The sequence below is a fragment of the Lysinibacillus sphaericus genome (genome assembly GCF_001629735.1).
Taxonomy (GTDB): Bacteria; Bacillota; Bacilli; order Bacillales_A; family Planococcaceae; genus Lysinibacillus; species Lysinibacillus pinottii.
Genome location: NZ_CP015224.1, coordinates 440,843 through 465,607, shown reverse-complemented (window position 1 = coordinate 465,607; position 24,765 = coordinate 440,843). Strand labels below are relative to the sequence as shown.

At 38.8% G+C, this 24,765-nt stretch carries 29 protein-coding genes and 1 pseudogene; 10 read left to right on the top strand and 20 right to left on the bottom strand.

Features of this window, described 5'->3' with window-relative positions; genetic code table 11:
• Positions 1 to 419 precede the first annotated feature (419 nt).
• The 3 genes from A2J09_RS02200 to A2J09_RS02190 form a co-directional block, all read right to left on the bottom strand.
• On the bottom strand, positions 420 to 1,466 hold the full coding sequence (locus A2J09_RS02200; RefSeq protein WP_012293417.1) for a D-alanyl-D-alanine carboxypeptidase family protein: 1,047 nt from the start codon (positions 1,464 to 1,466) through the stop codon (positions 420 to 422).
• A 95-nt stretch (positions 1,467 to 1,561) separates the two neighbouring features.
• Positions 1,562 to 2,155, bottom strand: a complete 594-nt coding sequence (gene scpB, locus A2J09_RS02195) for an SMC-Scp complex subunit ScpB (protein WP_031419117.1) — start codon at positions 2,153 to 2,155, stop codon at positions 1,562 to 1,564.
• On the bottom strand, positions 2,127 to 2,906 hold the full coding sequence (locus tag A2J09_RS02190) for a segregation/condensation protein A (protein ID WP_031419115.1): 780 nt from the start codon (positions 2,904 to 2,906) through the stop codon (positions 2,127 to 2,129). The genes scpB and A2J09_RS02190 overlap by 29 nt, the downstream gene beginning before the upstream one ends.
• A 55-nt stretch (positions 2,907 to 2,961) precedes the next feature.
• Here A2J09_RS02190 and A2J09_RS02185 point away from each other — a divergent pair, with 55 nt between their 5' ends.
• The gene (locus A2J09_RS02185; RefSeq protein WP_012293414.1) at positions 2,962 to 3,465 is read left to right on the top strand and encodes a DUF309 domain-containing protein; all 504 of its coding nucleotides are present in this window, start codon (positions 2,962 to 2,964) and stop codon (positions 3,463 to 3,465) included.
• 284 nt (positions 3,466 to 3,749) lie between these two features.
• Here A2J09_RS02185 and A2J09_RS02180 read toward each other — a convergent pair whose 3' ends face one another.
• The 12 genes from A2J09_RS02180 to A2J09_RS02125 all read right to left on the bottom strand — a co-directional run bounded on the left by A2J09_RS02180 (position 3,750) and on the right by A2J09_RS02125 (position 14,509).
• A complete protein-coding gene (locus A2J09_RS02180) occupies positions 3,750 to 4,121 on the bottom strand; it encodes a GNAT family N-acetyltransferase (RefSeq protein ID WP_031419112.1) in 372 nt (123 codons plus the stop codon).
• 199 nt (positions 4,122 to 4,320) lie between these two features.
• Positions 4,321 to 5,640 carry a diaminopimelate decarboxylase gene (gene lysA, locus A2J09_RS02175; RefSeq protein ID WP_031419110.1) on the bottom strand — a complete coding sequence of 440 codons (1,320 nt, stop codon included), beginning with the start codon at positions 5,638 to 5,640 and terminating at the stop codon, positions 4,321 to 4,323.
• Positions 5,641 to 5,863: 223 nt separating this feature from the next.
• A complete protein-coding gene (locus A2J09_RS02170) occupies positions 5,864 to 7,312 on the bottom strand; it encodes a spore germination protein (RefSeq protein WP_012293411.1) in 1,449 nt (482 codons plus the stop codon).
• 15 nt (positions 7,313 to 7,327) lie between these two features.
• A complete protein-coding gene (gene sigF / locus A2J09_RS02165; RefSeq protein WP_206700923.1) occupies positions 7,328 to 8,071 on the bottom strand; it encodes an RNA polymerase sporulation sigma factor SigF in 744 nt (247 codons plus the stop codon).
• 58 nt (positions 8,072 to 8,129) lie between these two features.
• The gene (gene spoIIAB / locus A2J09_RS02160) at positions 8,130 to 8,570 is read right to left on the bottom strand and encodes an anti-sigma F factor (RefSeq protein ID WP_031419108.1); all 441 of its coding nucleotides are present in this window, start codon (positions 8,568 to 8,570) and stop codon (positions 8,130 to 8,132) included.
• Positions 8,563 to 8,916 carry an anti-sigma F factor antagonist gene (spoIIAA, locus tag A2J09_RS02155; protein ID WP_025114066.1) on the bottom strand — a complete coding sequence of 118 codons (354 nt, stop codon included), beginning with the start codon at positions 8,914 to 8,916 and terminating at the stop codon, positions 8,563 to 8,565. Before spoIIAA ends, spoIIAB begins: the two co-directional genes overlap by 8 nt.
• Positions 8,917 to 9,188: 272 nt before the next feature.
• Positions 9,189 to 10,439, bottom strand: a complete 1,251-nt coding sequence (locus A2J09_RS02150; protein WP_012293408.1) for a thymidine phosphorylase — start codon at positions 10,437 to 10,439, stop codon at positions 9,189 to 9,191.
• Between the two features lie 12 nt (positions 10,440 to 10,451).
• Entirely contained in the window at positions 10,452 to 11,633 is a 1,182-nt protein-coding gene (deoB, locus tag A2J09_RS02145) for a phosphopentomutase (protein ID WP_031419107.1), read from the bottom strand.
• 92 nt (positions 11,634 to 11,725) lie between these two features.
• Positions 11,726 to 12,628: a site-specific tyrosine recombinase XerD gene (gene xerD / locus A2J09_RS02140; protein ID WP_012293406.1), complete on the bottom strand. Its 903-nt coding sequence runs from the start codon at positions 12,626 to 12,628 to the stop codon at positions 11,726 to 11,728.
• A 171-nt stretch (positions 12,629 to 12,799) separates the two neighbouring features.
• On the bottom strand, positions 12,800 to 13,264 hold the full coding sequence (locus A2J09_RS02135) for a ferric iron uptake transcriptional regulator (protein ID WP_008174639.1): 465 nt from the start codon (positions 13,262 to 13,264) through the stop codon (positions 12,800 to 12,802).
• Positions 13,265 to 13,386: 122 nt separating this feature from the next.
• A complete protein-coding gene (locus tag A2J09_RS02130) occupies positions 13,387 to 13,899 on the bottom strand; it encodes a hypothetical protein (RefSeq protein ID WP_031419104.1) in 513 nt (170 codons plus the stop codon).
• A gap of 58 nt (positions 13,900 to 13,957) precedes the next feature.
• A complete protein-coding gene (locus A2J09_RS02125) occupies positions 13,958 to 14,509 on the bottom strand; it encodes an NUDIX domain-containing protein (protein WP_012293404.1) in 552 nt (183 codons plus the stop codon).
• 75 nt (positions 14,510 to 14,584) lie between these two features.
• Here A2J09_RS02125 and A2J09_RS02120 point away from each other — a divergent pair, with 75 nt between their 5' ends.
• Positions 14,585 to 15,484: an aldo/keto reductase gene (locus A2J09_RS02120; RefSeq protein WP_012293403.1), complete on the top strand. Its 900-nt coding sequence runs from the start codon at positions 14,585 to 14,587 to the stop codon at positions 15,482 to 15,484.
• The gene (locus A2J09_RS02115; protein ID WP_036161007.1) at positions 15,481 to 15,960 is read left to right on the top strand and encodes a VanZ family protein; all 480 of its coding nucleotides are present in this window, start codon (positions 15,481 to 15,483) and stop codon (positions 15,958 to 15,960) included. The genes A2J09_RS02120 and A2J09_RS02115 overlap by 4 nt, the downstream gene beginning before the upstream one ends.
• Positions 15,961 to 16,135: 175 nt before the next feature.
• Here the strand turns inward: A2J09_RS02115 and A2J09_RS02110 are convergent, their stop codons facing one another.
• Together A2J09_RS02110 and A2J09_RS02105 are read right to left on the bottom strand one after the other, a co-directional pair.
• On the bottom strand, positions 16,136 to 16,402 hold the full coding sequence (locus A2J09_RS02110; protein ID WP_036161004.1) for a YqkE family protein: 267 nt from the start codon (positions 16,400 to 16,402) through the stop codon (positions 16,136 to 16,138).
• Between the two features lie 22 nt (positions 16,403 to 16,424).
• Positions 16,425 to 17,609: an acetyl-CoA C-acetyltransferase gene (locus A2J09_RS02105; RefSeq protein WP_139015318.1), complete on the bottom strand. Its 1,185-nt coding sequence runs from the start codon at positions 17,607 to 17,609 to the stop codon at positions 16,425 to 16,427.
• Positions 17,610 to 17,815: 206 nt separating this feature from the next.
• Here A2J09_RS02105 and A2J09_RS02100 point away from each other — a divergent pair, with 206 nt between their 5' ends.
• Complete coding sequence (locus A2J09_RS02100) at positions 17,816 to 18,787, top strand: alpha/beta hydrolase (RefSeq protein ID WP_012293398.1); 972 nt, start codon at positions 17,816 to 17,818, stop codon at positions 18,785 to 18,787.
• 48 nt (positions 18,788 to 18,835) lie between these two features.
• Here A2J09_RS02100 and A2J09_RS02095 read toward each other — a convergent pair whose 3' ends face one another.
• The 3 genes from A2J09_RS02095 to sirA all read right to left on the bottom strand — a co-directional run bounded on the left by A2J09_RS02095 (position 18,836) and on the right by sirA (position 20,193).
• Positions 18,836 to 19,339 (bottom strand): S-ribosylhomocysteine lyase, encoded by a 504-nt coding sequence (locus A2J09_RS02095; protein WP_051563191.1) that lies wholly within the window; start codon positions 19,337 to 19,339, stop codon positions 18,836 to 18,838.
• Between the two features lie 110 nt (positions 19,340 to 19,449).
• Positions 19,450 to 19,668 (bottom strand): YneF family protein, encoded by a 219-nt coding sequence (locus tag A2J09_RS02090; RefSeq protein ID WP_004232154.1) that lies wholly within the window; start codon positions 19,666 to 19,668, stop codon positions 19,450 to 19,452.
• A 99-nt stretch (positions 19,669 to 19,767) separates the two neighbouring features.
• On the bottom strand, positions 19,768 to 20,193 hold the full coding sequence (gene sirA / locus A2J09_RS02085) for a sporulation inhibitor of replication protein SirA (RefSeq protein WP_025114054.1): 426 nt from the start codon (positions 20,191 to 20,193) through the stop codon (positions 19,768 to 19,770).
• Positions 20,194 to 20,535: 342 nt separating this feature from the next.
• Here sirA and A2J09_RS02080 point away from each other — a divergent pair, with 342 nt between their 5' ends.
• The 6 genes and pseudogenes from A2J09_RS02080 to A2J09_RS22715 form a co-directional block, all read left to right on the top strand.
• A complete protein-coding gene (locus tag A2J09_RS02080) occupies positions 20,536 to 20,892 on the top strand; it encodes a lmo0954 family membrane protein (RefSeq protein ID WP_012293395.1) in 357 nt (118 codons plus the stop codon).
• A 15-nt stretch (positions 20,893 to 20,907) separates the two neighbouring features.
• Positions 20,908 to 21,546 (top strand): PspA/IM30 family protein, encoded by a 639-nt coding sequence (locus A2J09_RS02075; protein WP_012293394.1) that lies wholly within the window; start codon positions 20,908 to 20,910, stop codon positions 21,544 to 21,546.
• A gap of 112 nt (positions 21,547 to 21,658) precedes the next feature.
• Entirely contained in the window at positions 21,659 to 22,342 is a 684-nt protein-coding gene (gene liaF / locus A2J09_RS02070) for a cell wall-active antibiotics response protein LiaF (RefSeq protein ID WP_031419090.1), read from the top strand.
• Complete coding sequence (locus A2J09_RS02065) at positions 22,339 to 23,379, top strand: sensor histidine kinase (RefSeq protein WP_012293392.1); 1,041 nt, start codon at positions 22,339 to 22,341, stop codon at positions 23,377 to 23,379. Before liaF ends, A2J09_RS02065 begins: the two co-directional genes overlap by 4 nt.
• Positions 23,354 to 23,986 carry a response regulator transcription factor gene (locus A2J09_RS02060; protein ID WP_031419087.1) on the top strand — a complete coding sequence of 211 codons (633 nt, stop codon included), beginning with the start codon at positions 23,354 to 23,356 and terminating at the stop codon, positions 23,984 to 23,986. Before A2J09_RS02065 ends, A2J09_RS02060 begins: the two co-directional genes overlap by 26 nt.
• Before the next feature lie 262 nt (positions 23,987 to 24,248).
• Positions 24,249 to 24,550 (top strand): annotated as a pseudogene (locus A2J09_RS22715) (transposase); the annotation flags it as partial.
• Between the last annotated feature and the right edge of the window lie 215 nt (positions 24,551 to 24,765).

The window sequence follows — 24,765 nt, the reverse complement described above, 5'->3', positions numbered from 1 at the left end:
ATTTCGTTGAAAATCGATTTCTCGTTCAATTGAATAGGGTTAATTTTCCCGCTAATCTGTGAAAATTATGTCATACTTTAGCGCAATATTAAAGAAAAACAAATTTCACAATCATTGTTGGAGTATTCGTAATAATTTTTCTTTAGCACATTTAGCAATAGTAGGAATAAAAATTTTATTTTACCCTTCTAGTAGTATACTCTTTTTACCAGTAAGCAAATCGTTTTAAAAAAAATGTTTATATGCTCTGTTTGCACTCTTATTTTGAACGTAATCAAGAGTAATTTTATATTTTTCCATTGCTACCCCAAGTTGCTAAGCTTTGATTAGATTAATTTTAAGGAAATAGATATTCTCGCATCATATATCCTTATTCAGTTCAACCGGTTATATAACAAAAAAATCAGCAAATCGTTTTTTCAACGATCCGCTGATTCAACTTTTACTGGTATTGCATAAATACGTTCTTCACCTAAAAAGATTGATAAGACAGCTTCCTGACGTTTTCTTGAAACGTGTAAAACTTGCCGCACTTGCTCTTTTTCCTCTTTATTTAATTGCAGGCGAACAGGCTCTTCTAATCGAATAGCCAATTTTTTATTAACGTTGTATTTGCCCTTCTTCACCACTGTTTCAAGATCGTAATCTCTCCACACTTGATTAGAAAAGCTTCGATGAACATTCCAATCATCCGATTCATTTAACGTGACAACAATACAGGTTTGCCCATCCTTTTGAAAGGCTGTTGCAAGCGTACGACCAGCTACCTTTGTAAAACCTGTTTTACCAGCATAGGCAACTCCAGTAGCAGATTTTAAAGAACTCACAGGTTGTTCTGTTTCATCATCAATTTCCGCAGCCATCCCTGAGCCTTCTCTTAATAGTCGATGCTTATTCTCCCATAGCATTCCGTTAACCGTATTCGCTTTATAAAGAACCGTTGAGGCAATTTTCTCAAATGTTTTATTTTGTAAAGCGACTCTTAGCATCTCAGCAGTATCTCTTGCAGAAGATAAATGCTCTTCATGATGTAAGCCAGAGGGGTTCATAAAAACCGTATTGGTAAGACCCGCAATAACGGCTCTTTCATTCATTAATTTGACAAAGCCTTCAACAGAACCCCCTACATGCTCTGCTAAAGCTGTCGCAGCATCATTGCCTGAACGAAGCATTAAACCATATAATAACGTTTCTACGGTTACCGTTTCGCCTGCCTGCAAATAAATAGAACTTCCCTCAGCCATGGCAGCCTTTGGTGAGATGACAACTTCCTCTTGCAAATCACTATTTTCGATAGCCACAAGTGCCGTCCAAATTTTCGTTAAGCTAGCAATTGGTAGCCGTTCATTACTATTTGAACCTATTAACACGCGACCTGTCTCTCCATCTAAGACCGCATAGCCACTTCCTCCTCTCGCAAAGCTTGATTGAGGAAGTATTACCATTAACACAATGATCATCAACATTATTAATCGAAATAACCGAAGCAACGAGCCACTCCTTATTCAATATGATAGGAAAGTATAGATTTATGTTGGTCGTTATGCATTATTCCTATACATTACTTTGCACCATTAAAAGCTTCTTGGAATTTGGTCATAAATAAATCGGTTTCTTGCTCAGTTTCTGCAAACTCCTCCTCTGGCAGAGGTGGCATTTCCTCTACACTGTTTAAACCAAAATAGTGTAAAAATTCTTTAGTTGTTCCATATAGGATAGCACGTCCAGTTCCTTCTGAACGCCCTACCTCTTTAATCAACCCTCTTGATACTAAAGTCTGTATAGGTCTTTCACATTTTACACCTCGTAAATCTTCTATAGCTACCCTAGTAATTGGTTGTTTATAGGCTACAATCGCTAAAACCTCAAGAGAAGCCTGGGATAAGGATTGTGCAGTTGGATTTTCTACCAATTTTTGAATAGTATCTGCTAAATCTGATTTTGTAATAAGCTGAAAAACGCCTGCCATTTCTTTCACAGTTATTCCTCTAGCTAAATCTTCCTCATAGACTTTTCGCAAGGCATCCATTGCCTGTACTATCATCTCATCTTGTTCACCTAACAGCTGAGAAAGTTGTTTAATTGTTAAGCCATCATCTCCGACAACGAACAATAAGGCTTCAATTCTACTCTGTAACATCAATGTTTTCGTCATTTTCCCATTCCTCCTTCTGTAAGGTAACTGTTAATTCTTCAAAGTTACCATCTTGCTCTACGATAACGACCTGACGTTTCATCAATTCAAGAAGGGATACAAACGTCAAAATAAGTGTCGGCTTATCTTCATAGGGAAAAAGCTCGAAAAATGATGCACGTCCACCTGTTAATCGCAAAGAATCTACAACCGAACGCATTTGATCCTTCACTGACCGTTCTTGCCTCGTTACTGTCGTTTTAAGAGGTTTCTTTAATTTCTTTCGACGCATCAATTTTTGAAATGCTCCAAGCATATCATAAATATTCACATTCAAATCAAACAAAGCCATTTGTTCGTCCGATGCTAAGCCGGTTAAATCAGCAGGTGGCCTTGTAAATACCTGCGCTCGATCTGTTTCAAGCTCTTGCAAATTGCTGGCAGCTTCCTTATATTTCTTATACTCGATTAATCGTTGCACCAGTTCCTCACGCGGGTCTGGGCCATCAACTTCCAATTCGGCATCTTCCATTTCGCCCTCATGAATAGGTAATAGCATTCGGCTTTTAATCGCTAGCAGTGTTGCGGCCATTACTAAATATTCGCTTGCTTCATTTAACTCCAATACTTGCATGGCATGTATATGGTCGATATATTGTTGTGTGATTTCAGCCATTGGGATATCATAGATATCAATTTCCAACCTGTGAATTAAATGCAATAATAGATCAAGAGGCCCTGAAAAGGCATCTAATTTTACTTCGTAAGACATAATTTTACCACCCTGAGATTCTATGTTCTTATAGTATAGTGGAAAGGAGTTCAAAATGCATCCACAGCATCATACTTTATTTATTGATTACTGCGCTTATTTTAATGGCAATCAGGATTTTTTTGAATGCCATGAAGTGCTTGAGGAATATTGGAAGGAAATCGCGTATGGTGATAAAATGCACCCATTGGTTGGCTATGTACAACTTGCAACAGGCTTATATCATTGGCGGCGTGGTAATGATACTGGCGCTATACGAATTTTAGAAAAAGCACTTTATAATTTTCAACAAAATGAAGATCATATCTTTTTCCATGAAATTAGTTACTATCAACTCCTGACAGAAATAAAAAATTGTCTTGCCGCGATTCAAACAGGCAAGTCCTTTCATGCATTCCAGCTCCCCCTTTCACCTAAGTTGCTGGAATTAACAATAGCCCGTATACAAATTTTACCCTATAGTAACTCAAACTATCTTCTTCATAAGCATATGCTAAGAGATCGCTCACATATACTTGCAGAGCGACAAGAAAGTAAACAAAGAAAAGGTAGACGTTAATTTCCACTACGTGCACCGCTGGCGAAGATGTGCTGATTTCATCGCTTCCTTAGCTTCGTGATATCCTGAATTTCGATTCCCTCGCTTTTTCCGCAGGAGTCGGCTTTGTTTCAATCAACGAAACTTTTGGGATGCTAAAACGCTGATAACCCAAGTACTATTCAAGGGATGAGACGTAGTCATTTAGAGTCGTTATCTCTACAGTAATTACCAATTGAGAATAGCAAAAGCCATCGAGAGTGTGAATGCTCGATGGCTTTTGTCTACAGTATGTGCAGACGATGTTACTCGTCTGCTTTTTTTTCGATGCAATTGATACATTTTTGAACTAATTGACGTGTTTCATCTGTCGCGCGTACATGTTCATATTGACCTAGCACTCCTATTTCCTGAAGCATTTCCTTCGCAACACCCTCGCCTCTATAGGAAGGCACAACAGATACATGTTGGATCGTAGCAGTATTATTCTCATCTGTTACCAGCCCAACAATGCCAACGTATTCATCATTTTTTTTCCATAAGTATAAAACCCAGTTATCATCATTTTCATAGGAGTGGATGGTCTCGGTAAGCTTTTTTACGTCTTTTTCGTTCGGCATAAACGAAAGTAGCCCCATTGCTATTTTCTCTAAAGCTTTTTTATATCGAATTAACATATTTGTCTATTCCCTCTTTTTCTAGCTGTACATAATCTTTGACTATCCTACACGATTTGTACTTTTACCGCAAGCCAATTTCTGTCTTACGAACCAGGTCCGAGAATTCCTTTAGACGCCAACACCCAATAGACAATACCCCACAACACAATAAAAGTTGAAATGGATGCTAGTAATACCCATTTATTCTTTCTCAAATTTACTCACCCTTTTTTAAAGTTAGCGGGAGATCGTTTTGCACAATATCTTCATAACTTTCGCGGCGAATAGCTAATTGATGCTGTCCATTCTCTACAAATACAACAGCAGGTCTAGGAACACGGTTATAGTTACTTGCCATAGAATAACCATATGCACCTGTACAGAAAATGGCTAAAACATCACCTGAAGCTGCGTCTTGTAGTTTAGCATCAATAATTAATTTATCGCCAGATTCACATAATTTACCAGCAACAGTATAAATTTCATTTTTCGGTTCATTCGCTTTACTTGCAATGATTGCCTCATACTTAGCGTCATATAATGCTGGGCGGATGTTATCACTCATCCCACCATCAACTGCAATATATTTTCGCACATCTGGTACTGTTTTTTGTGATCCGATTGTATAAAGAGATGTTCCTGCATCACCGACAAGTGATCGACCTGGTTCAATCCAAATTTCTGGCATTTTTAGTCCAAGTACAGTTGCTTTGTTTTTCACTACTGTAATCATGTCCTCTACATATACTTGCGGTTCAAGCGGTGCATCTTCTTCAGTATAACGAATACCAAAGCCCCCACCTAAGTTTAACACAGTACATGTAAATCCGTGAGCCTTGTTCCAATCAGAAATTTTGTCAATCAATTTTTCTCCTGCTAACCCAAAGCCAGCAGTGTCAAAAATTTGTGAGCCGATGTGACAATGTAAGCCTAATAGCTCTAAGAATTCATGGTTAAATGTTTGTTGGAATGCCTCATCCGCTTGACCATTGTTTAAGTCAAAACCAAATTTTGAATCAGCTTGACCTGTCGTAATGAAATCATGCGTATGTGCTTCAACCCCTGGTGTAACACGTAGTAATATACGCATTTTTTGTTGGCGACGTTCAGATATTTCTTTCAAAAGCTGAATCTCATAGAAATTATCTACAACAATACAACCGATTTTGGAGTCAAAAGCTAGCTCTAATTCTGCAATGCTTTTATTATTGCCATGGAAATGAATGCGCTCAGCTGGAAAACCTGCTTTTATAGCTGTAAATAATTCTCCACCTGATACAACATCCAAAGATAGGTTTTCTTCTGCTGCTAATTGATACACAGCTACACATGCAAATGCCTTTGAAGCATAAGCTACTTCTGCTTTTACGCCTAGTTTTTTAAACGTATCGATAAAGCTGCGAGCACGCTTCCGAATAAGTGCAGTATCATACACAAAAAGTGGTGTACCGTACTCTTTGGCAAGCTCTAGTGTGTCTACCTGTCCAATTGTTAAATGACCATTCTCAGAAATCGCTTGTGTTCCATATAAATGCATGTGCATCTCTCCCTTTTCACTTCGTTCCATTCTGTCACTTTTACAGAAATATGGTAGGATCTACCCTATGGTAATAAAGTAGTCCCACCAAAAATTAATTTCATCCAGCTTCAAGTGGCCTATGTATAAAACCTCCCTTTTGCTGAATGAAAATAATTTTTGCAAAAATCACAAAATACTATATGTGAACTTTATCACATGAAAAAATCGAGTGCAACGGCTCCTATGATCTTTTTCGCTGTTTGGAAGCAACTACATAAGGTCTTAATGCATCTGCCGTCATTGGGAAACGAATAAGAACACGTAGCATCGCCATTGGGAAGAATGGGACAAGCGGCCAAAAATATGGTGCCTGCATTGGTCGTAATGAACATAAATACGTAAACACTAAGAATATGCCAATGAATAAACCATTAACGCCCCAAATACCTACCATAATCAATAAGAACAGCCTAAATATTTTTATGGAGATACTTAGCTCATAGGACGGGATAATAAAAATGAGAATAGCTGCAACCGCTGTATAGAGTACAACCTCTGCTGAGAATAGTCCCACATCGATCGCGATTTGACCAATAATTACCCCCGCAACCAAGCCCATCGCAGTAGACAGCGGTGTTGGGGTATGAATGGCGGCCATCCTCAAAAATTCAATACCAATATCTGCAATAAGTATTTGCAGTAATAAGGGTACATGCGATTTCTCCTGGGTCCCTAAAAAAGAAAGAGCCTCTGGCAGCAATGATTCATTTGTTGCAAATACATACCACAAAGGTAATAAAAGTAAACCCATAATAGCGCCGAAATACCGCATAAAACGTACAAATGTTCCAACTAATGGCGCCTGTCTATATTCCTCCGCATGCTGCAGTAAATGGAAAATTGTAATTGGCACAAGAATAACAGATGGTGAAGTATCTACCATTATGGCGATATGCCCTTCCAGTAAATGCGCCGCAGCAATATCTGGCCTTTCCGTGTAACGAACAAACGGAACTGGATGGAATTTTTGCTTAAACAGCCATTCTTCTAATGATTTATCAGCCATTGTTAAACCATCGTGGTTAATCTGGTCAAGGCGCTGTCGTAATTTTTCGAGCATATCTTCATTGGCAATATCCTTCATATACGCTATTGCGACGTCGGTTTGGCCGATTTTGGATATTTTATGTAGCTCGAAACGTAAATTACTATTGCGAATACGCCTACGAATTAAAGCCGTATTTTGAGATATTCCTTCTGTAAAACCATCCCTTGAGCCACGTATTACCTTTTCATTGTCGGGCTCCTCAGGGGAACGTCCTGGATAGTTTCTGAGCTCGGCAATGTAGCAATAGCCACTTTTAGTAATAAAGGTCACTTGCCCGCTTAAAATGGCTAATAAATAAGCTTTACGCTCGGTTTCCTCTGAACGTCCGTGAAAGTTAAAATAGGACTCAAAATACTCCTTCTCATCCTCCACATCGATGTCATAGTCCTCATCAGGGAGCATGTTTGAAAGTAATTGTGTTAGGGCTTCGCCATCCACAAGGCCACTAATATAGGCGCAAAGAACCGGCAAATCTTTGACAAATAAATGCTTAATCCCAACGTCAAATGATTCGCCGTCACCAAATTGCTCCTTAAGAAAATCTTCGGCTTCTTCTAAGCTGCTAAATAATTTATTTGTCATGCTGTCACCATTTTCTTAGATGTCTTTTTTTATTACTTCTTGCTCCACAGTTGCACTTGTAGCCATCCAGCTTTTTAATTGAGCTAGAATTTTTTTCTCCAAACGGGATACTTGCACCTGTGATATGCCTAGCCTATTTGCAATTTCAGTTTGCGTGCAATCTGAAAAATACCGTAAATAAATGATAGACTGTTCTCTCGGTTCAAGCCTTGTAAGCACTTCTTTAAGGGGGATATAATCAAATGGTTGCTCGGATTTTTCATCCTTCATTTGATCCATCAATGTGATGGAATCTCCTTCACTTTCATACAATTGCTCATGTAGAGAGGCTGGATCTCTCAATGCATCTGATGCTGTCACAATTTCCTCGGTTGTCACACCAAGTACTTGAGCCAGCTCCTGAATCGTTGGCGGATGTTCATTCCTTTTAATAAATTCGTCTGTAGCATGTCGGATTTTAAAGTTCAGCTCCCTAATAGAGCGACTCACCTTCACCATGCCATCATCCCTTAAAAAGCGTTGAATCTCACCAATAATCATAGGTACTGCATAGGTTGAAAATTTAACATCATACGATAAATCGAACTTATCTACTGATTTCATGAGTCCTATGCAGCCTATCTGGAATAAATCCTCGAGCTCAACACCTCTCGTTGTAAAACGTTGAACAATGGACCATACAAGCCTCGTATTGCCTTCTACCATTCGTTTACGAGCCTCATGATCGCCCTGCTGTGCGCGTGCTATTAAATCACGCATTTCCTCCTGAGACAAAAGCTTTTCGGACGACTGTTCTAACGGCTTCACGATGATACCCTCACATTACCGCTGTCCGAACTGTGTAAAATTTCTTCGTAAATGTTACAGTTGTTCCTTCTCGCCACTTGGACATGACTGTTAGCTGATCAGAAAAACTGTCCATAATCGTAAAGCCCATACCTGAGCGCTCCATTACACTTTTTGTTGTAAATAACGGCTCCATTGCTTGACTCACATCTTCAATTCCTATCCCTTTATCCATTACAGACACCGTTACAACGTCATCTTCACGTTTAGCATGAACAGTGACAACACCCTTGCCATCCTCTTCATAGCCATGAATAATGGCATTGGAAACTGCTTCTGAGACAACTGTTTTAAATTCAGACAGCTCATCAATAGTTGGGTCTAATTGAGCAATAAAGCCTGTGACCGCAACACGGGCTAAGGCTTCATTTTCACTAAGTGCTAAAAAAGTTAATGTCATTTCGTTATCCATTTACAATCCCCCTTACGCGATCAATCGCTTGTTCCTCTGTTGCATCCATCATCCAAGGCCCTAAACCTGAAAATTGAAAAACTTTTCGCATGGTTGGCGATGGATTCAATAAAATAGTTCGCCCAGCAACTGCCTCTAACTCACGCATACGACCAAGCACTAAACCTACTCCCGAACTATCCATAAAAGATAGCCCTTCTAAGTTCCAAATGATGGTCGTCACAGTGCCTTGGAAAATTGCTGCAGAAATTTTCGCTCGAATTTGCTCTACTGCATGATGATCGAGCTCCCCAAATAAACGTATAACGACTGTCTCTCTTGTGACCATTTCTAATTGAAAATGCATGAACATCGCCTCCTCCTCGTGCAATTCCACATTTAATACGCTGAATCCTTGCGGTTGACAGAACTAGTGCAAAGTCTTCTGAAATAGTGTCAAATCGACATACTTATAGCTTTTTAGGTTTACGTGCAGTATGGGATAAGTGAACGTGTTTTAAACAAGCGGCAGTTATCTCAATATGAAATTTATACGAAATGTAAACATTTCATAGGTTTAATGGTGGAACAACAAAAAAACGAGAACCCTCGTCTGTGAGAGCTCTCGCAAAAGAAATTTTATACAATTGTATAAGCTTGCTGTATTTTAAGAATTGTATCTTGATTGATTTGGTTATTGGCATATAAATAAGCAATAATATCCCCATTTTTTACACGATCGCCTTTTTTAGCTACCAGTTGAATGCCTGCATCGTAATCAAGCGTGGATTCCTTTGTTAAACGTCCAGCACCTAGACTAACACTAGCTTCACCAACTAAAAGGGCATTAATCGTTTCCACAGTACCTTCCGTCACTGCCGCAACTGAAACTTTATGGGCCGTTTCATTTTGTACAATATCTGATACGTCCCCACCTTGTGCAACAATAAACTCCTCAAATTTCGCAGCCGCAGAACCATCTGCTAGTACGCGCTTAACTGCGGCAGTTGCTTCTGCTTCATCAACACCTGCGGCAACTTGATACATTAAAGAAGCAATGACTACACATTCATCTAGTAAATCCTCATGTGTTTCTTCCATACGACCACTTAATAATGCATAGGCTTCTAATACCTCAAGCTTATTACCAATCATTTTACCAAGAGGATTATCCATATCACTAATATGGGCAACGACTCTGCGTCCAAGTTTTTCCCCAATCGCTGTCATTGTATCAGCTAATCGCTGTGCTTCTTCTTGCGTTTTCATAAACGCACCTGAACCACATTTAACATCTAGCACAATACCATCTGCACCACTAGCGATTTTTTTGCTCATAATAGATGCAGCAATTAATGGGATCGAATCCACCGTGCCTGTCACATCTCTTAATGCATACAACTTTTTGTCGGCTGGTACAAGATTACCTGTTTGCCCAGCAACTGCAATTTTATGTCGATTGACATTATCAATGAATTCTTGTGAGGAAAGCTCTGTTTTGAAGCCTTGGATGGACTCTAACTTATCGATTGTACCACCTGTAATGCCTAGACCTTTACCACTAAACTTAGCTACCGGAATTCCTAGAGATGCAATTATAGGTGTGACTACAAGTGTGACTTTATCACCAACGCCACCTGTTGAGTGTTTATCAATTTTAAAACCCTCAATAGACGTTAAATCAATGACATCCCCTGATTCAATCATTGCTTTTGTTAAATAAAACGTTTCATCATCAGACATTCCTAGAAGTCGAATCGCCATTAAGAGTGAGCTTGCTTGATAATCAGGAATGGAACCTGCCGTATAGCCATCAACAAAATACTGAATGTCAGCTTGTGAGAGCTCTAATCCTTGTTTTTTCTTTTCAAACAATTGCACCATATTCATTCGAAAAACCCCCTATTTCAATTCTTGTAAGAAACTTTTACCAAATGCTGGTGCTTCTACTTGGAAGTTCTCAGCCACTGTAGCTGCAATATCTGCAAAAGTTTCACGAAGCTCTAGTTCAGCACCACCATTAAAACGTGGAGAATAGACAATTAACGGTACATACTCGCGTGTATGATCTGTACCGTGGAAGGTTGGATCATTTCCGTGGTCTGCTGTAATAATTAATAAGTCATCCTCTGACATTGCACTCGTAACTTCTGTCAGTCGCGCGTCGAATTCTTCCAATGCCTGTCCGTAGCCTAGTGGATCACGACGGTGTCCAAAATTAGCATCAAAGTCTACTAAGTTTAGGAAGCTCATTCCATGGAAATCACGGCGGACAACTTCAGCAAATTTGTCCATTCCATCCGTATTATTTTTAGTACGTACAGCATCTGTGACACCTTCACCATTGAAAATATCAGAGATTTTACCAATTGCAATTACATCTAAACCCGCGTCCTTTAAGACATTCATCGTTGTACGACCAAATGGCTTCAGCGCATAGTCATGTCGATTTGAAGTACGGGAGAAGTCCCCTGGCGTACCTATAAATGGACGTGCGATTACACGACCGACTAAATACTCGGGCTGTAATGTTAATTCACGCGCAATTTCACAGATTTTATATAATTCCTCTAATGGTATAATTTCCTCGTGTGCAGCAATTTGTAATACCGGATCAGCTGATGTATAGACAATAATTGCTCCAGTTTCCATATGCTCTTTACCGAAATCTTCTATAACCTGCGTACCACTCGCTGGTTGATTGCAGAGTACTTTACGACCCGTACGTTTTTCTAGCTCAGCAATCAACTCTGCAGGAAATCCATCAGGATACACCTTAAAGGGCTTATCAATATTTAACCCCATAATTTCCCAATGCCCTGTCATCGTATCTTTCCCAACAGAAGCTTCTTGCATTTTCCCATAGTATGCTTTCGGCTCGTTTGTCGCTTGCATTCCTTGCAGCGGCTCAATATTTGCCAAACCCATTGACTCCATTACTGGCATTGTAAGCCCATTCATTTTTTCAGCGATGTGTCCTAATGTATGTGCTCCTACATCGCCAAAATTTGCAGCATCTGGCGCTTCACCAATACCTACAGAGTCCATTACAACGACATGGATTTTGTTAAACGGTTTATTCATCATTATTGCCTCCAATCTCATGACTCTATTTTACCAAAAAAATGCGAAAAATAAAGGTCAGACATCCGACCGAAAAAAATTTTCTGAAATTTTTAAGCACGTGGATGAAATTGCTTATATACTTCCGATAATCTTGTTTTACTAATATGTGTATAAATTTGCGTTGTTGAAATATCTGCATGACCTAGCATCTCTTGTACAGCACGTAAATCAGCCCCATTTTCGACTAAATGAGTAGCAAAAGAGTGACGCAATGTATGTGGTGTTAACTCATGTTGGATGCCTGCCTTTAAAGCATGCTCCTTCATTAATTTCCAACAACCTTGTCTTGTTAAACGTTTCCCTCTTTGATTAATAAAAAACGCATCAGTTTTTGGATATTTTCCCTGTAATTGACCACGAGCATTATTTAAATAGGTACTTATGGCTGATAAAGCACTTTTGCCAAGTGGAATGATTCTTTCTTTTCCACCCTTCCCAAATACGCGAACAAATCCCATTGTTAAATGAAGGTCTGCTAAATCTAAGGCTATAAGCTCACTGATTCGCATACCCGAACCATATAATAGTTCCAGCATCGCTAAATCACGGATACCTTGTGGCTTACTTCTATTCGGCGCAGTCAATAAGGCTTCGATTTCCTCTATAGATAAAATATTCGGTAATTTTTGCTCAATTGTTGGCATTTCTAAATGGACCGTTGGATCTGATTCAGCACGCTTTTCTCGTAGTAAAAATTGGTGAAAACTACGAATAGATGAAATATGGCGAGCAATCGTACGGCTTGTCTTCCCCTGTACGCGTAGTTGCTCTAAATGTCGTAGTATGGTCGTTCTTTCTATATGGTTAAAATTAGCCATACCCTCTGCATTTTGCAAAAAATTTACATAGCTTTCTAAATCTCGGCGATAGGATGCTAATGTATTAACAGATAATTGCCGTTCCACTTGGATAAAATGGATATAATCCTCTACTGCGTATTGAAATTCATTCATCACAACGCCCCCTCACTGTCAATTATTTTCTATTTTAGCATGGCTATTAGAAATGTGCTAAAGCCCCCTCCATTCGACATAAACCAACGATAATAAGGATGATTATTTCATAAAAAAACAAAAAACTGCCCGATTTAATCTATACTAGAGATTAAAACAGACAGCTTTTCGTTAATTTTCTTCATTCGATTCGTCGTTTTTATCATGACAGCGCCAGCATATGCCGTGGAAAGTTAGTCGGTGATCCTTTATGATAAAGTTCCAACGCTTTTCAACAACGGCTTCCACATCTTCAAGTAAATCTTCTTGAATTTCATCAACAGCTCCACATTCAATGCAAACTAGATGATGGTGGAAATGGGCAGCTCCCTCTTGGCGTAGGTCATAGCGCGACACGCCATCGCCAAAGTTGATTTTGTCGACAATTTTGAGCTCAGTTAATAATTCTAACGTTCTATAAACAGTCGCTAGACCAATCTCTGGTGCTTTTTCTTTTACTAAAAGATATACATCCTCAGCACTTAGGTGGTCTTCTTCGTGCTCAAGCAAGACAGCAACTGTTGCTTCTCGCTGCGGCGTCAGCTTGTAACTAGCACTATGCAACTGTTTTTTTATACGATCAATTCGGCTCTCCATGTGACGCCCCCCTAAACTCTTTCCATTATACCAAAGGAGTAAATCCTATTACAAGATAGTGAATAGATTTCTAACACGCTTTTACTTTTTTATCTGATCACAATCTCTGTCTATTAAATCCATCATTTTAACACATATGAAACAACAATAAACTCAGCAACTATTATGATGAAAAATGCGATAAAATTCAACAAAATTGTCCGACCAGATACTTGTTTCCCGATTTTTCGCTTTGACCAAGCGGGTACAAGTAAATTGCATAGGACTAGCAACAATATACAATAGATAAGCTGAAATGGAAACCACCAAATCGTATAAAGCCAAAAAGCTTCAAGTTTTTGTAATAAAAATACAGAACTAAAGCCAAAAAAAGTTGCACGCATGGCTACAGTTACACGTACTAAAATTTTTAACACACTGTGAGTTGCTAGTATTAATACAAGACCTATGGAAATGGCAACAGGAAGCACTAAATGAAAAATCGAATGCCTGTCCCCATCAGCTAAACGAGGTTCTATAAATAAAATAAACGGTTCCGCTTTCGATCCACCAAAAATATGAAAGAAAATAACGCCACAAACAAAGCTAACTGCAATGATGGAAGCGTGATAAAATATAGACACCGTACGAGACATAAACATGCTCCTTTTCTATCAAGGTTTGTACAGCTTATGCTCGTCCGTCTCTATTATGCTAAAGATTATTTTCTAAATAGGTAGCAAGCCAAAGTACAGCAAATGCAGTTTTAGCATCAAAAATACGTCGATCCCCCACCATTGATTGTGCTTCTTCCAACGAAACTTCTAAAAGTTCGACAAACTCATCCTCATCTAACGCTGCTTTATTGTCGATGATATACAAATCCTTCGCTACATATAGATGAATGATCTCGTCTGCAAACCCCGGTGACGTTGCAAATGTTTGTAAGTATGTAAGGCTATGCGCGCCGTAGCCTGTCTCTTCCTCTAATTCACGGCGAGCTGTCATCGCTGGTTCTTCACCAGGTTCAAGTTTCCCCGCTGGAATTTCAACAATAGAACGTTCAAGTGCCTTTCGATATTGCTCCACTAACACTAATTTACCCTCATCCGTCACAGCAATTACCGCAACCGCTCCAGGATGCTTGATAATTTCACGCTTTGCAACCTGACCATTTGGTAATATGACATCATCAACCTGTAGCTTTACAATTTTTCCGTCATAGATGGGTGTCGTTTTTGTCGTTTTTTCCTCAAACTTTTTCATAGACGATAACCTCGCTTGTCCTTCAGATATGTTCATTGTACCATTACAAGTAGAGAAATCGAAGGAGGTCGTTTCATGAAAAAGAGGCAGCTAGGCACTAGTGAAATATTCATTTCAGAAATTAGTTTAGGAGGCATGTCACTTTCCACAGATAAAAAGCAAGCAGCAGCTATTGTCGATATGGCATTAGATGCGGGCATAAATTATTTTGACACTGCCGATTTATATGATTTTGGTACGAATGAGGAGATCCTAGGTGCGGCATTAGGGAAACGTCGTCAAGAGATTATCCTTGCCACAAAAGTAGGTAATCGCTGGACTGAAGGTGCAGAAGGCTGGCAATGGGATGCTTCGCCATCCTATATAAGACAAGCTATTCATGCTAGTTTGAAACGATTAGGAACGGACTACATTGATGTTTATCAGTTACACGGTGGTACAATCGGAGATGATTGGGATGGGATTATCGACACTTTTGAGCGCTTGAAAAAAGAAGGACTTATTCGAGAATATGGCATTTCTTCGATTCGTCCAAACGTTTTGCAACGTTTTTTACCTGCAAGTTCAGCTAAAAGCGTCATGATGCAATATAGTGCTTTAGATCGCCGCCCCGAGGAGTGGTTTGACTTTATTGCGAACCAAGGCGCTTCTGTTGTAACACGTGGCACAGTGGCTAAGGGCTTATTAACAAATAGCTGGCAGCAACGTCTTCAGGGAGTAAAAGGTTTTAACAACTATTCTTCAGAAGAGTTAACAACAACGTTAACAAGTTTAGCTTCACAATATAATAATTTACATGCACTGGCACTGGCTTTTAATTTAAAAGAGTCTGCAATCGCTTCTACAGTAATTGGAGCAAGCTCACAGGAGCAACTAGCACAGACCCTCTCTGCCTATGAAAGCATGACTGCTATAACCGACTTGGAAGCAGCAAACACTTTAACAAAAAATGAACAATATGTAGAACATCGATGAAAAAGTGGTTGATTTTTATCATCTGTCTAGTTGTGCTAATTATTTCCTCTAGTATGACTTACGAACAACAAAGTATTTTACCAGAGCTTAAAAATTTATTAGCAGATAAACCTTTTGAAAAACAACTATCCTTTTTAAAAATCCCTTATTGGGACACAGTCGTATCAGTTGAAGAACGTGGTTATTTTCCATTTGTCGAATTTTTAATTCGTAAACTAACACATTTTATCGGATTTGGCTGCATTGCGCTTGGGTTATACTTTGCTTGGGGTAAACACCGTTTCGCAGCAACTATTGCTATTGCTGGAACAGCATTTATTGCTATACTTGATGAATTTCGTCAAAGCTTTACACCAGGTCGTACAATGAGCGGCCAAGATGTGCTTGTTGATACAGCTGGAGCTATTATTTTTGTTAGTGCTGTTGCTGTGTTCAGGAAATTGTTGAAAAATAAAAGACAAAAGGCACTATATTAGCCTTTTGTCTTTTATATAAATCAATAAAGGAATCTTCAATAATCAAAAACTCAGTTTCTTGATACAAGGTAGCCCCTGCTTTTTCTAAAATTTGAGGGGAAGCAAAATGATTTGTTGCTTTTCTACTTACAATTAAAAACAGTGATTCCACAAGTGTGAATTCACTGTTTTCTTGTTAATATTTAGTGCCTTTATCGCCATACTCATTTAGTAATTCTTCAAATGATTTATTTTTTTCTCGCTGCTTACGTTCAAAAGCTAGTTTAGCTTGGCGTTCCTCTTCTGCAGCCTGTTCTTTCATGGATAAATCTTGCTTTGCCGCCTTTAATTTAGCTAGCACATCGCCACCTAGTTGGTCTGCCAATGTGACTGCCTCCTGCTTTGGCAAGCTTGCTGTCATGCTATTGCTTGTCTGTTTCTGTTGTTTTCGTTTCTTTCCCATTTCATTCACCTTCTTATTGACATCAAGGACGCTTCACTACTGTGGCTACGCCTTGACCACCTCCGATACATAAAGTGGCTAAGCCTATTTTTGCATCACGCTTTTCCATCTCATGTAAGAGTGTGACCAAAATACGAGCTCCACTTGCACCAATTGGGTGACCAAGAGCAATCGCGCCCCCGTTTACATTTAGTTTATCATGATTAAAGCGTAATTCACGATCAACAGCAATCGATTGTGCTGCAAAAGCTTCATTTGCTTCAATCACATCGATTTCTTCTAAAGTTGTTGCTGCCTTAGCCAGTGCTTTTTGGACTGCTTTAACTGGACCAGTTCCCATAATTGCAGGATCTACTCCCGCACTTGCATTGGCTGTAATAATCGCCATCGGCTGAATACCAAGCTCTTGCGCCTTTTTCTTAGACATCACAACAATTGCCGCAGCTCCATCGTTAATACCTGAAGCATTAGCCGCTGTTACGGAACCATCTTTTTTAAATGCTGGGCGTAGCTTACCTAGAGATTCCTCTGTCACGCCTGCACGCGGAAATTCATCCTTGTCGAATACAATAGGCTCTCCCCTACGCTGTGGAATCTCGACAGCGACGATTTCATTTTCAAATTTACCAGCTGCAATTGCTGCCTCTGCACGTTGCTGAGAACGTGCTGCAAAAGCATCCTGTTCTTCTCTCGAAATTTCATACATATCACATAAATTTTCAGCTGTAATGCCCATATGATAATCATTAAATGCACACCATAGACCATCATGAATCATAGTATCCACAACCTTTTGATCGCCCATTCGGAAGCCTTCACGCGCATTTTTTAAAACATAAGGGGCTTGGCTCATATTTTCAAAGCCTCCAGCCACGATAATTTCAGCATCACCAGCTAAAATAGCTTGCGTCGCTAAATGCACAGCCTTTAAACCTGATCCGCAAACTTTATTAATTGTTAGTGCTGACACCTCATTTGGTAAACCAGCTTTTATCGCTGCCTGACGAGCTGGATTTTGTCCAAGACCAGCCGATAACACATTCCCCATAATGACCTCATCGACTTGTTCCCCAGCTACTCCTGCACGTGCTAAAGCGTCCTTAATAACAATACTACCTAGAGTTACAGCTGGTACGTCTTTTAATGTCCCCTGAAATGAGCCTATAGCTGTTCGAACAGCACTCACGATTACTACCTCATTTATCATGTCCATTCTCCCCTTTTCCCCGTTCAAAAATCAACACTGCTGCATATGCTACTAGCAGATATGTATATTTTAACAAATATTTTGACGATTTTCGATAATAGAAATAATCGCAGTTTTGCCAAAGTTATTGTAAAATGTTGACGTGTTTTAAACAATCTCAGTTGGGAACATTACAAATAAGAAATAGCATGTGGAGGTGTTTTATCATGAAAAAGAAGATGCTTTTATTCTCTGGTATTACAACAACGCTTGCCGCTGCAGCTACTGGTCTGTTCGGCTTCGCGCTTTCCAATAAATTAATGTATATTCAACAAAAAGATCCAGAATTTATTCGTGAACGAGAAACGACTGCCAAACGTTTTGATGAGGCTTGGTACAATAAAAACTTGAAATGCGAACTTAATATTGATTCTCCAAATGGCTACACAATTAGAGGAATTATGTTTCAGCCGTTACAAACCAATAACACCATCATCATATGTCACGGCGTTACAGAAAATAAAATAAACTCCGTCAAATACGCTCGGCTATTTGAAAGGCTAGGCTATAATTCAGTTATCTTTGACCATCGGCGTCATGGCGAATCTGGTGGCAAAACAACTAGCTATGGTCACTATGAAAAAAATGATCTTGATGCTGTAGTTAATACAGTAAAAGCCATGATCGGTGAGGATGCAATACTAGGTATTCATGGGGAATCTATGGGTGCAGCAACAATGTTACTTTATGCAGGTACGGTGGAAGATGGTGCTGATTTTTATATTTCAGATTGTGCATTCTCCGATTTTTCCATGTTGCTCAAGCAAATAGCCAAAACAGAATTTAAATATGGCTCTATTATTCCCATCCGTTTTGCCGATTTCTTTGTCCGCCTCCGGGACGGCTACTCATTTAAAAGTGTAACACCTGCCGAAGCCGTCACACATATTGAAAAACCTGTGCTCTTTATCCATAGTATTCCAGATACGTTTATTCCAGCTTCCATGTCACTCGATCTCTACAATAAAAAAACCGGTCCAAAAAAATTAAAACTTTTTGATACGGGGGCACATGCACAATCCTTTAATGAAAATATGGATGAATATGAGGATTTAATTCATGATTTTTTAGACAATTTTATTTATCAAAAAATCAATCAGGATTCTTCTTCTTCGAATGTCATTCCATTCCATTTTTAGGGCAATGAAAAACCTTGCGTTATTTTACTCGCAAGGTTTTTATTTTATTTAATCTTCAAAAATAATATGCCATTCATCACGTTTCGCTAAAAACTCTTTCGCTAATGCTTTGGCCCCTTCTAAACTATGGCTAGCAGCCCAGCCACATTGCACTTCATTGCATGCAGGCACTGCGGTTGCCTTTGTCACATCTGTAAATGTGTTCTCTAAAATAGCTAATAAATCCTCATAATCATTATGATTGATCAAGGACACATAGAAGCCTGTTTGACAACCCATTGGACTGAAATCAACAATATGATCAGAGTAATTACGGATAATGTCAGCAGATAAATGCTCCAAAGAATGCAATGCAGGCATTTCCATATGCTCCTTATTTGGCTGTTTAAAGCGAATATCGTATTTATAAACCTCATCGCCATTTTTGCCCGTTTTCACACCTGCTAAACGAACATAAGGTGCCTTTACTTTTGTATGATCTAGATCAAAACTTTCTACATTTGTTTTTTCTTTTTGCAATATACACAACTCCCTTCCGTATAGTAACTCCATTATACATAGTTTCCCGATAGAGTTGTATGATTTTTAAGAATTATTTAAATACTATCAAAAATAAAAAAACAACTAGTTAAGCTTGAACTAGTTGCTCGGAACATTCCAAATTACTTCTGGAATTTATTCATTTGTGCCATCATTTGACGTACTTGCTTTTCAGACGGCGTACGACCCATTTGTGCCATCATCATACGAATCATTTGCTCATTAATAGGTGGGTTTTCTTTTAAATATTTCATCATAGCTTGACGAGCGAAATAGAAACCAAGTGCCGCTCCCGCTGCTAATGCGATAATTACGATAATAATCCAGCCCCATGTAGGCATACAACCAACCTCCTCCACTACAATATACCGAGAAAAAACTCTCCACGCTCCATTATACACCAAATGATAGCATGTTACTATATATTGTAGTGAAATTTCCTAGTGCATTGTATACTTCATAGGTTTCAACCACCCACATTCATTATCTTGTTTATTGAAAGCTATAAATCGTTCACTCATCTTGGCAAGCATTTGAAATAAATCTAAATCTAGCATTCGTGAGCCTTCACAATAAACACAAATCTTACGATCGACTAAATAAATAGCCATTTTGCCTTTTATCGGATGTTCTAAAAACAAAGCATTACGAGCTCTTTCTAAATGTGCATATTTGGAATCAAGTTGATGCTCTAACATTGCTGCTATTTCATCAAAACGAACGGATTCACATATATACGCAAGCTCTTTTAAGGATTTCTCATTGGCGTCTTCACAGCCTTGCATCATCTCTAATAACTTTCGTTCTCTGCCAAAAATAAACGTTAAATGCTCTTCTTTTATCTTATATATGGAATAGGTTCTCACCAGAAATCCTCCTTCGCTCAGTTTATTTTCCATAAGTATAGCTCATCCCATCTTGTTAATTTGTCAAACGGAGGAAGCTTTCATCTTCTATTTTTGTCGAAAAGCTTCTAGTTTAGGATCTAAAAATTATTTTATGGCAGATGATAATTTTCTCTAAAAATGAACGGCTATTTTTCCTAAAAAACAAGCAATATCTACTCATTGGGTACGCCAAAAATCCTCTTTTGTTGCAGCTTAGATAGTTCTCAGCCTCAAGACCTAGTAGAAAATCAATTTCGAGTCCGTTTTAGACAATCTTGATAATAGGTAACATAAAGGTACAAACGAAAGGAGCTAAAACAAATGAGAAAATTTCTTTTATTAACTGGAGGCGTTATCGCAGCATGTGTTGCACTTGCCTTAATCGGACCATTGGCAGGCTTATTATTCTCCGGACTATTTGTAGCACTAGGGATGCATTTCTACATGGCAAGCAAGTCAAATTTCGGTAAAATCTTTTGGTTTGCGGTTGGTTTAATCGGTATTCTATCAGCAGTATCTAATATTCCTGCAATGATTGGTCTTGCAGCAATCGCTATTGTCTATGTCATTTATAAAAAATGGAATGGCGAAGAAGTAAAAATCCCAACAATTGAAGGTAAAAAAGAAGAAGATCCATTTACAAACTTCGAAAAAGAATGGTCAAATTTAACAAAATAAAAGGAGAGAATAAATATGAATTTATTTCAACGTTTTAGATATACAGTAGAAGCAGACTTACATCAGTTATTTGATAAGAAGGAACAAAAAAATCCAATTGCTATGTTAAATCAGTACATCCGAGAAGCTGAAAAACAAACAGAAGAAACAGGTAAATTATTAGAACGTCAAGGACAATTAAAAGAAAAGCTTGAGCAAGAATATCAACAAAATGCAGATTTACTTGCTAAACGTGAATCTCAACTGACATTAGCGAAAACTAGTGGCGAGCAAGATTTAATTGATTTTGCAATGGATGAAGTGACAGCTTACACTGCCCGTAATCATACGTTACAAGCGAGTATCGAAGCAAGTACACGTGAATATTTCGAGCTAGAGCGTAAATTCGAAACAATGAAACATAAAATTAAAGACATGAAAGTTCGTCAATTACAGTTAATGGGCAAAGAAAACGTCACGCGTGCCCATCATCAAATGGACGGTATGATTGCCAAAAACAATAAAACAAATTTTGAAGATTTGGAAGCTTATATTGATAAATTAGCTTATCAAATTGACAAAGATCATGAAGTTACAACATTTGAAGCAAGATTGGCACAATTAGAAAAAAAAGCTGCAGAGGAAAGCTCTCCACTGCTAATTGAAAATAAATAACATGTTATAATGGAAGTAATGCGCCCTCGCTAGCCGGCGCATTCTTTCACGTTTTAAAACAGAGGGTCCCATTCCCTCTTTTATACTATTAGTAGAAAGAAGGGTGACCCTCTTGCAGAATTTCACTACAAATAAGCTCACATTTTGGGTACTATGCTTCTTTTTACTCGTTTTTGTGGAGCTTACTATTTTTAATAATGGTGGCGCCTTTTGTTTATTGATTGGGGCCGTACTGCTTTATTTAAGCTTTTCTAAAAAAGTTCGCTTTTTTAAATGGACCGGCATATTCTTCATCGCGATTGCATTATTCACAATGTGGAGCCTCCGTCTATTCATTGTCATAATGCTCTTATATATGCTTTATCAATACTTACAACGAGAAAATGAACCAAAAATAGTCGGTGCAGAGCTTTTTGAAAAACTATCTACTTCGAAAAACGACTTAATTGGCACCATCCAAGCACCAACAGAGGCATACAAATGGCAAGATGTGCAGATTCAACGTTTAGCAGGGGATATTACAGTGGATACGACTCAAACGATTTTGCCTGCTGGCACAAGTCTAATTACGATTCGTCAAGGTATCGGTAAAGTACAAATCTATGTCCCATATGAAATACCTTTTCGTATACACTATACTACCCTATTCGGTGAGCTTACTTGCTTACATGTGGGCCCACAACGTATTTTAAATGAAAGTGTTAGCTTTTCTGATGGAAATCCAGAGGATGCAAAACGCATATTAATTATTCATGTTGCAACATGGCTTGGAGATTTGGAGGTGCTGCGTAAATGATTGCCTTTATCTCAAGATTATTTACCTTATTTTTCATTTTAATGAGCGCTACATTCGGATTGCTTGTTGCCGTATGGGGAAATCCTGATGAAAAAGCTTGGGAACCTTTATGGCGACAAAATTATAATAATTTTCCTCTTGGCGGAATTATTGTAGTCAGCCTATTTGCTCTAAGCTTCCTCTTTGCCAGTTGGATTAGTATGACTGCTCGTGCCCGAGAGGCTCAAGCAACAAAAATTGTCAAACAGTTAATTGAGCCTGATTTTGTACTTTCTAAAAAGCAAGCCCTTCCGAAACCATTAAAAAAAGCACTTATTCAAACAAGTGAATTAATAGATACACAGCGTAAAAGCCTACAGCGCTTATCCAATGAACGTGCAGAAGCTCATGACAAAATTATTCAGGAACGCATCGTTGCTGAACGTCAACGTCTGGCTAGAGAATTACATGATTCTGTGTCGCAGCAATTGTTTGCGGCCTCCATGTTGCTTTCTGCTTTAACTGAAAGTGACGAAAATGCGACTAGTTTAAAGCAAGTGGAAAAAATAGTACAACAAGCACAGCTCGAAATGCGTGCGTTACTGTTACACTTACGCCCTGTTGCACTCCGCAATAAAACGCTTGCGCAAGGCTTAGAGGAATTAATTATTGAGCTTCAGCAAAAGGTTTACTTTCATATTGAATATGAGCTAGAAGAAATGGCATTAACGAAAGCAGAAGAAGATCACTTATTCCGCATTGCCCAGGAAGCCCTCTCTAATACACTTCGACATGCCAAAGCAAGTGAGGTTGAATTGTTGCTTGTTGCACGAGATGACTTAGCCATTTTACGCATTCAAGATAATGGTTTGGGCTTTGATGTAGAAGCCGATAAATCCACTTCTTACGGCTTGCAAAATATTGCTGAACGTGCAGTTGAAATAGGCTGCACATACAAAATTGTGTCAGTCCCTGAAGAAGGAACGATTGTCGAAGTAAAAATTCCACTACATAAGGAGGAGGTCAATAGTAATGATACAAGTACTCATAGTGGATGATCATGAAATGGTGCGTATAGGCGTTTCAGCTTACTTATCCGCACAGCCTGATATTACAGTTGTTGGTGAGGCTGAAAACGGGCAAGAAGCAGTTGAGCGTGCTCTTGCCTTAAAGCCTGATATTATTTTAATGGATAATGTTATGCCCATTATGACTGGTGCTGAGGCAACAGCAGAAATTTTAGCGGCATGGCCTGAGGCAAAAATCATGATGGTGACTAGCTTTTTAGATGATGACAAAGTCTACCCTGCATTAGAGGCAGGAGCAGTAAGTTATATTTTAAAAACATCTAATGCTAAACAAATTGCGGAAGCCATTCGTAAAACAATGGGTGGCGAAACGGTTTTAGAGCCAGAAGTCACATCTAAAATGATGCACCGTATGCGCAACGGCAATAATACACCTCTTTACGAGCAACTTACTGACCGTGAAATGGAAGTCCTATTATTAATGGCACAGGGCAAAGCCAATCAGGAAATCGCCGATGAGCTATATATTGCTTTAAAAACTGTGAAAACACATGTTAGCAATATTCTAGCAAAGCTAGAAGTGCAGGATCGTACACAGGCTGTTGTCTATGCATTTCAAAATGGGCTTGCCAAATAATTCCTACATAAAAAAACTGCATAACCATATGCAGTTCAGACTGTAGACAAACTCAATGAAATAAAGTAAAGCCGTTGATTTCCACTACGGGTGGACGCTTTCCGCGGGCGGGGTCGAGCTGCTTCCCTCGCTTCGCTCAGTCCAGGATCTCGTCTTTCCCGCTTTTCCCGCTGGAGTCACCGCCCTTCGTTCCCATCAACTTCTACATAAAGTGCCCCATCTATATAGGATGTTGAAAAGTAAATTTTGAGGTGCTAATACATCGAAACCTTTGATTTGTGCGAAGTGTCAAGCCTTCCCAATGTACTGAAAGTAAGAATCACAAAAAACTCATTCAACGCCATACTTGGGAACTGTATGTGGAGGAAGCTGAACATTTACGCCATTCCTATGACGTCAAACAAATTTATGCAAGCGTAAAGAAACGATTGAGCATGTCTTTGCCGATGCAATGGTATGCGATGGACAACCTAGAGGTCTGAAAAATTGTCCATGCAGGCGATACTAACTCTTGCTGTCATGAATTTAAAGAAACTAGCTACTTGGACGTGGCTGGCGGCTTAAAAGAGTTCTTATACTTGAAGAGTCTGTTTTATGGGATATCAAATTACCATTTTTAAACATAAAGAAAGTAAAAAAATGACAAAAGGAATCGAGTGTGAACTTCTCAATTCCTTTTGTCACAGTCTGAACTGCATAACCATATGCAGTTTATTTGATTTGGGATATTTTTGAAAATTATTGCCACAGATATATTTGTTAATTCCTTTAGTGATACG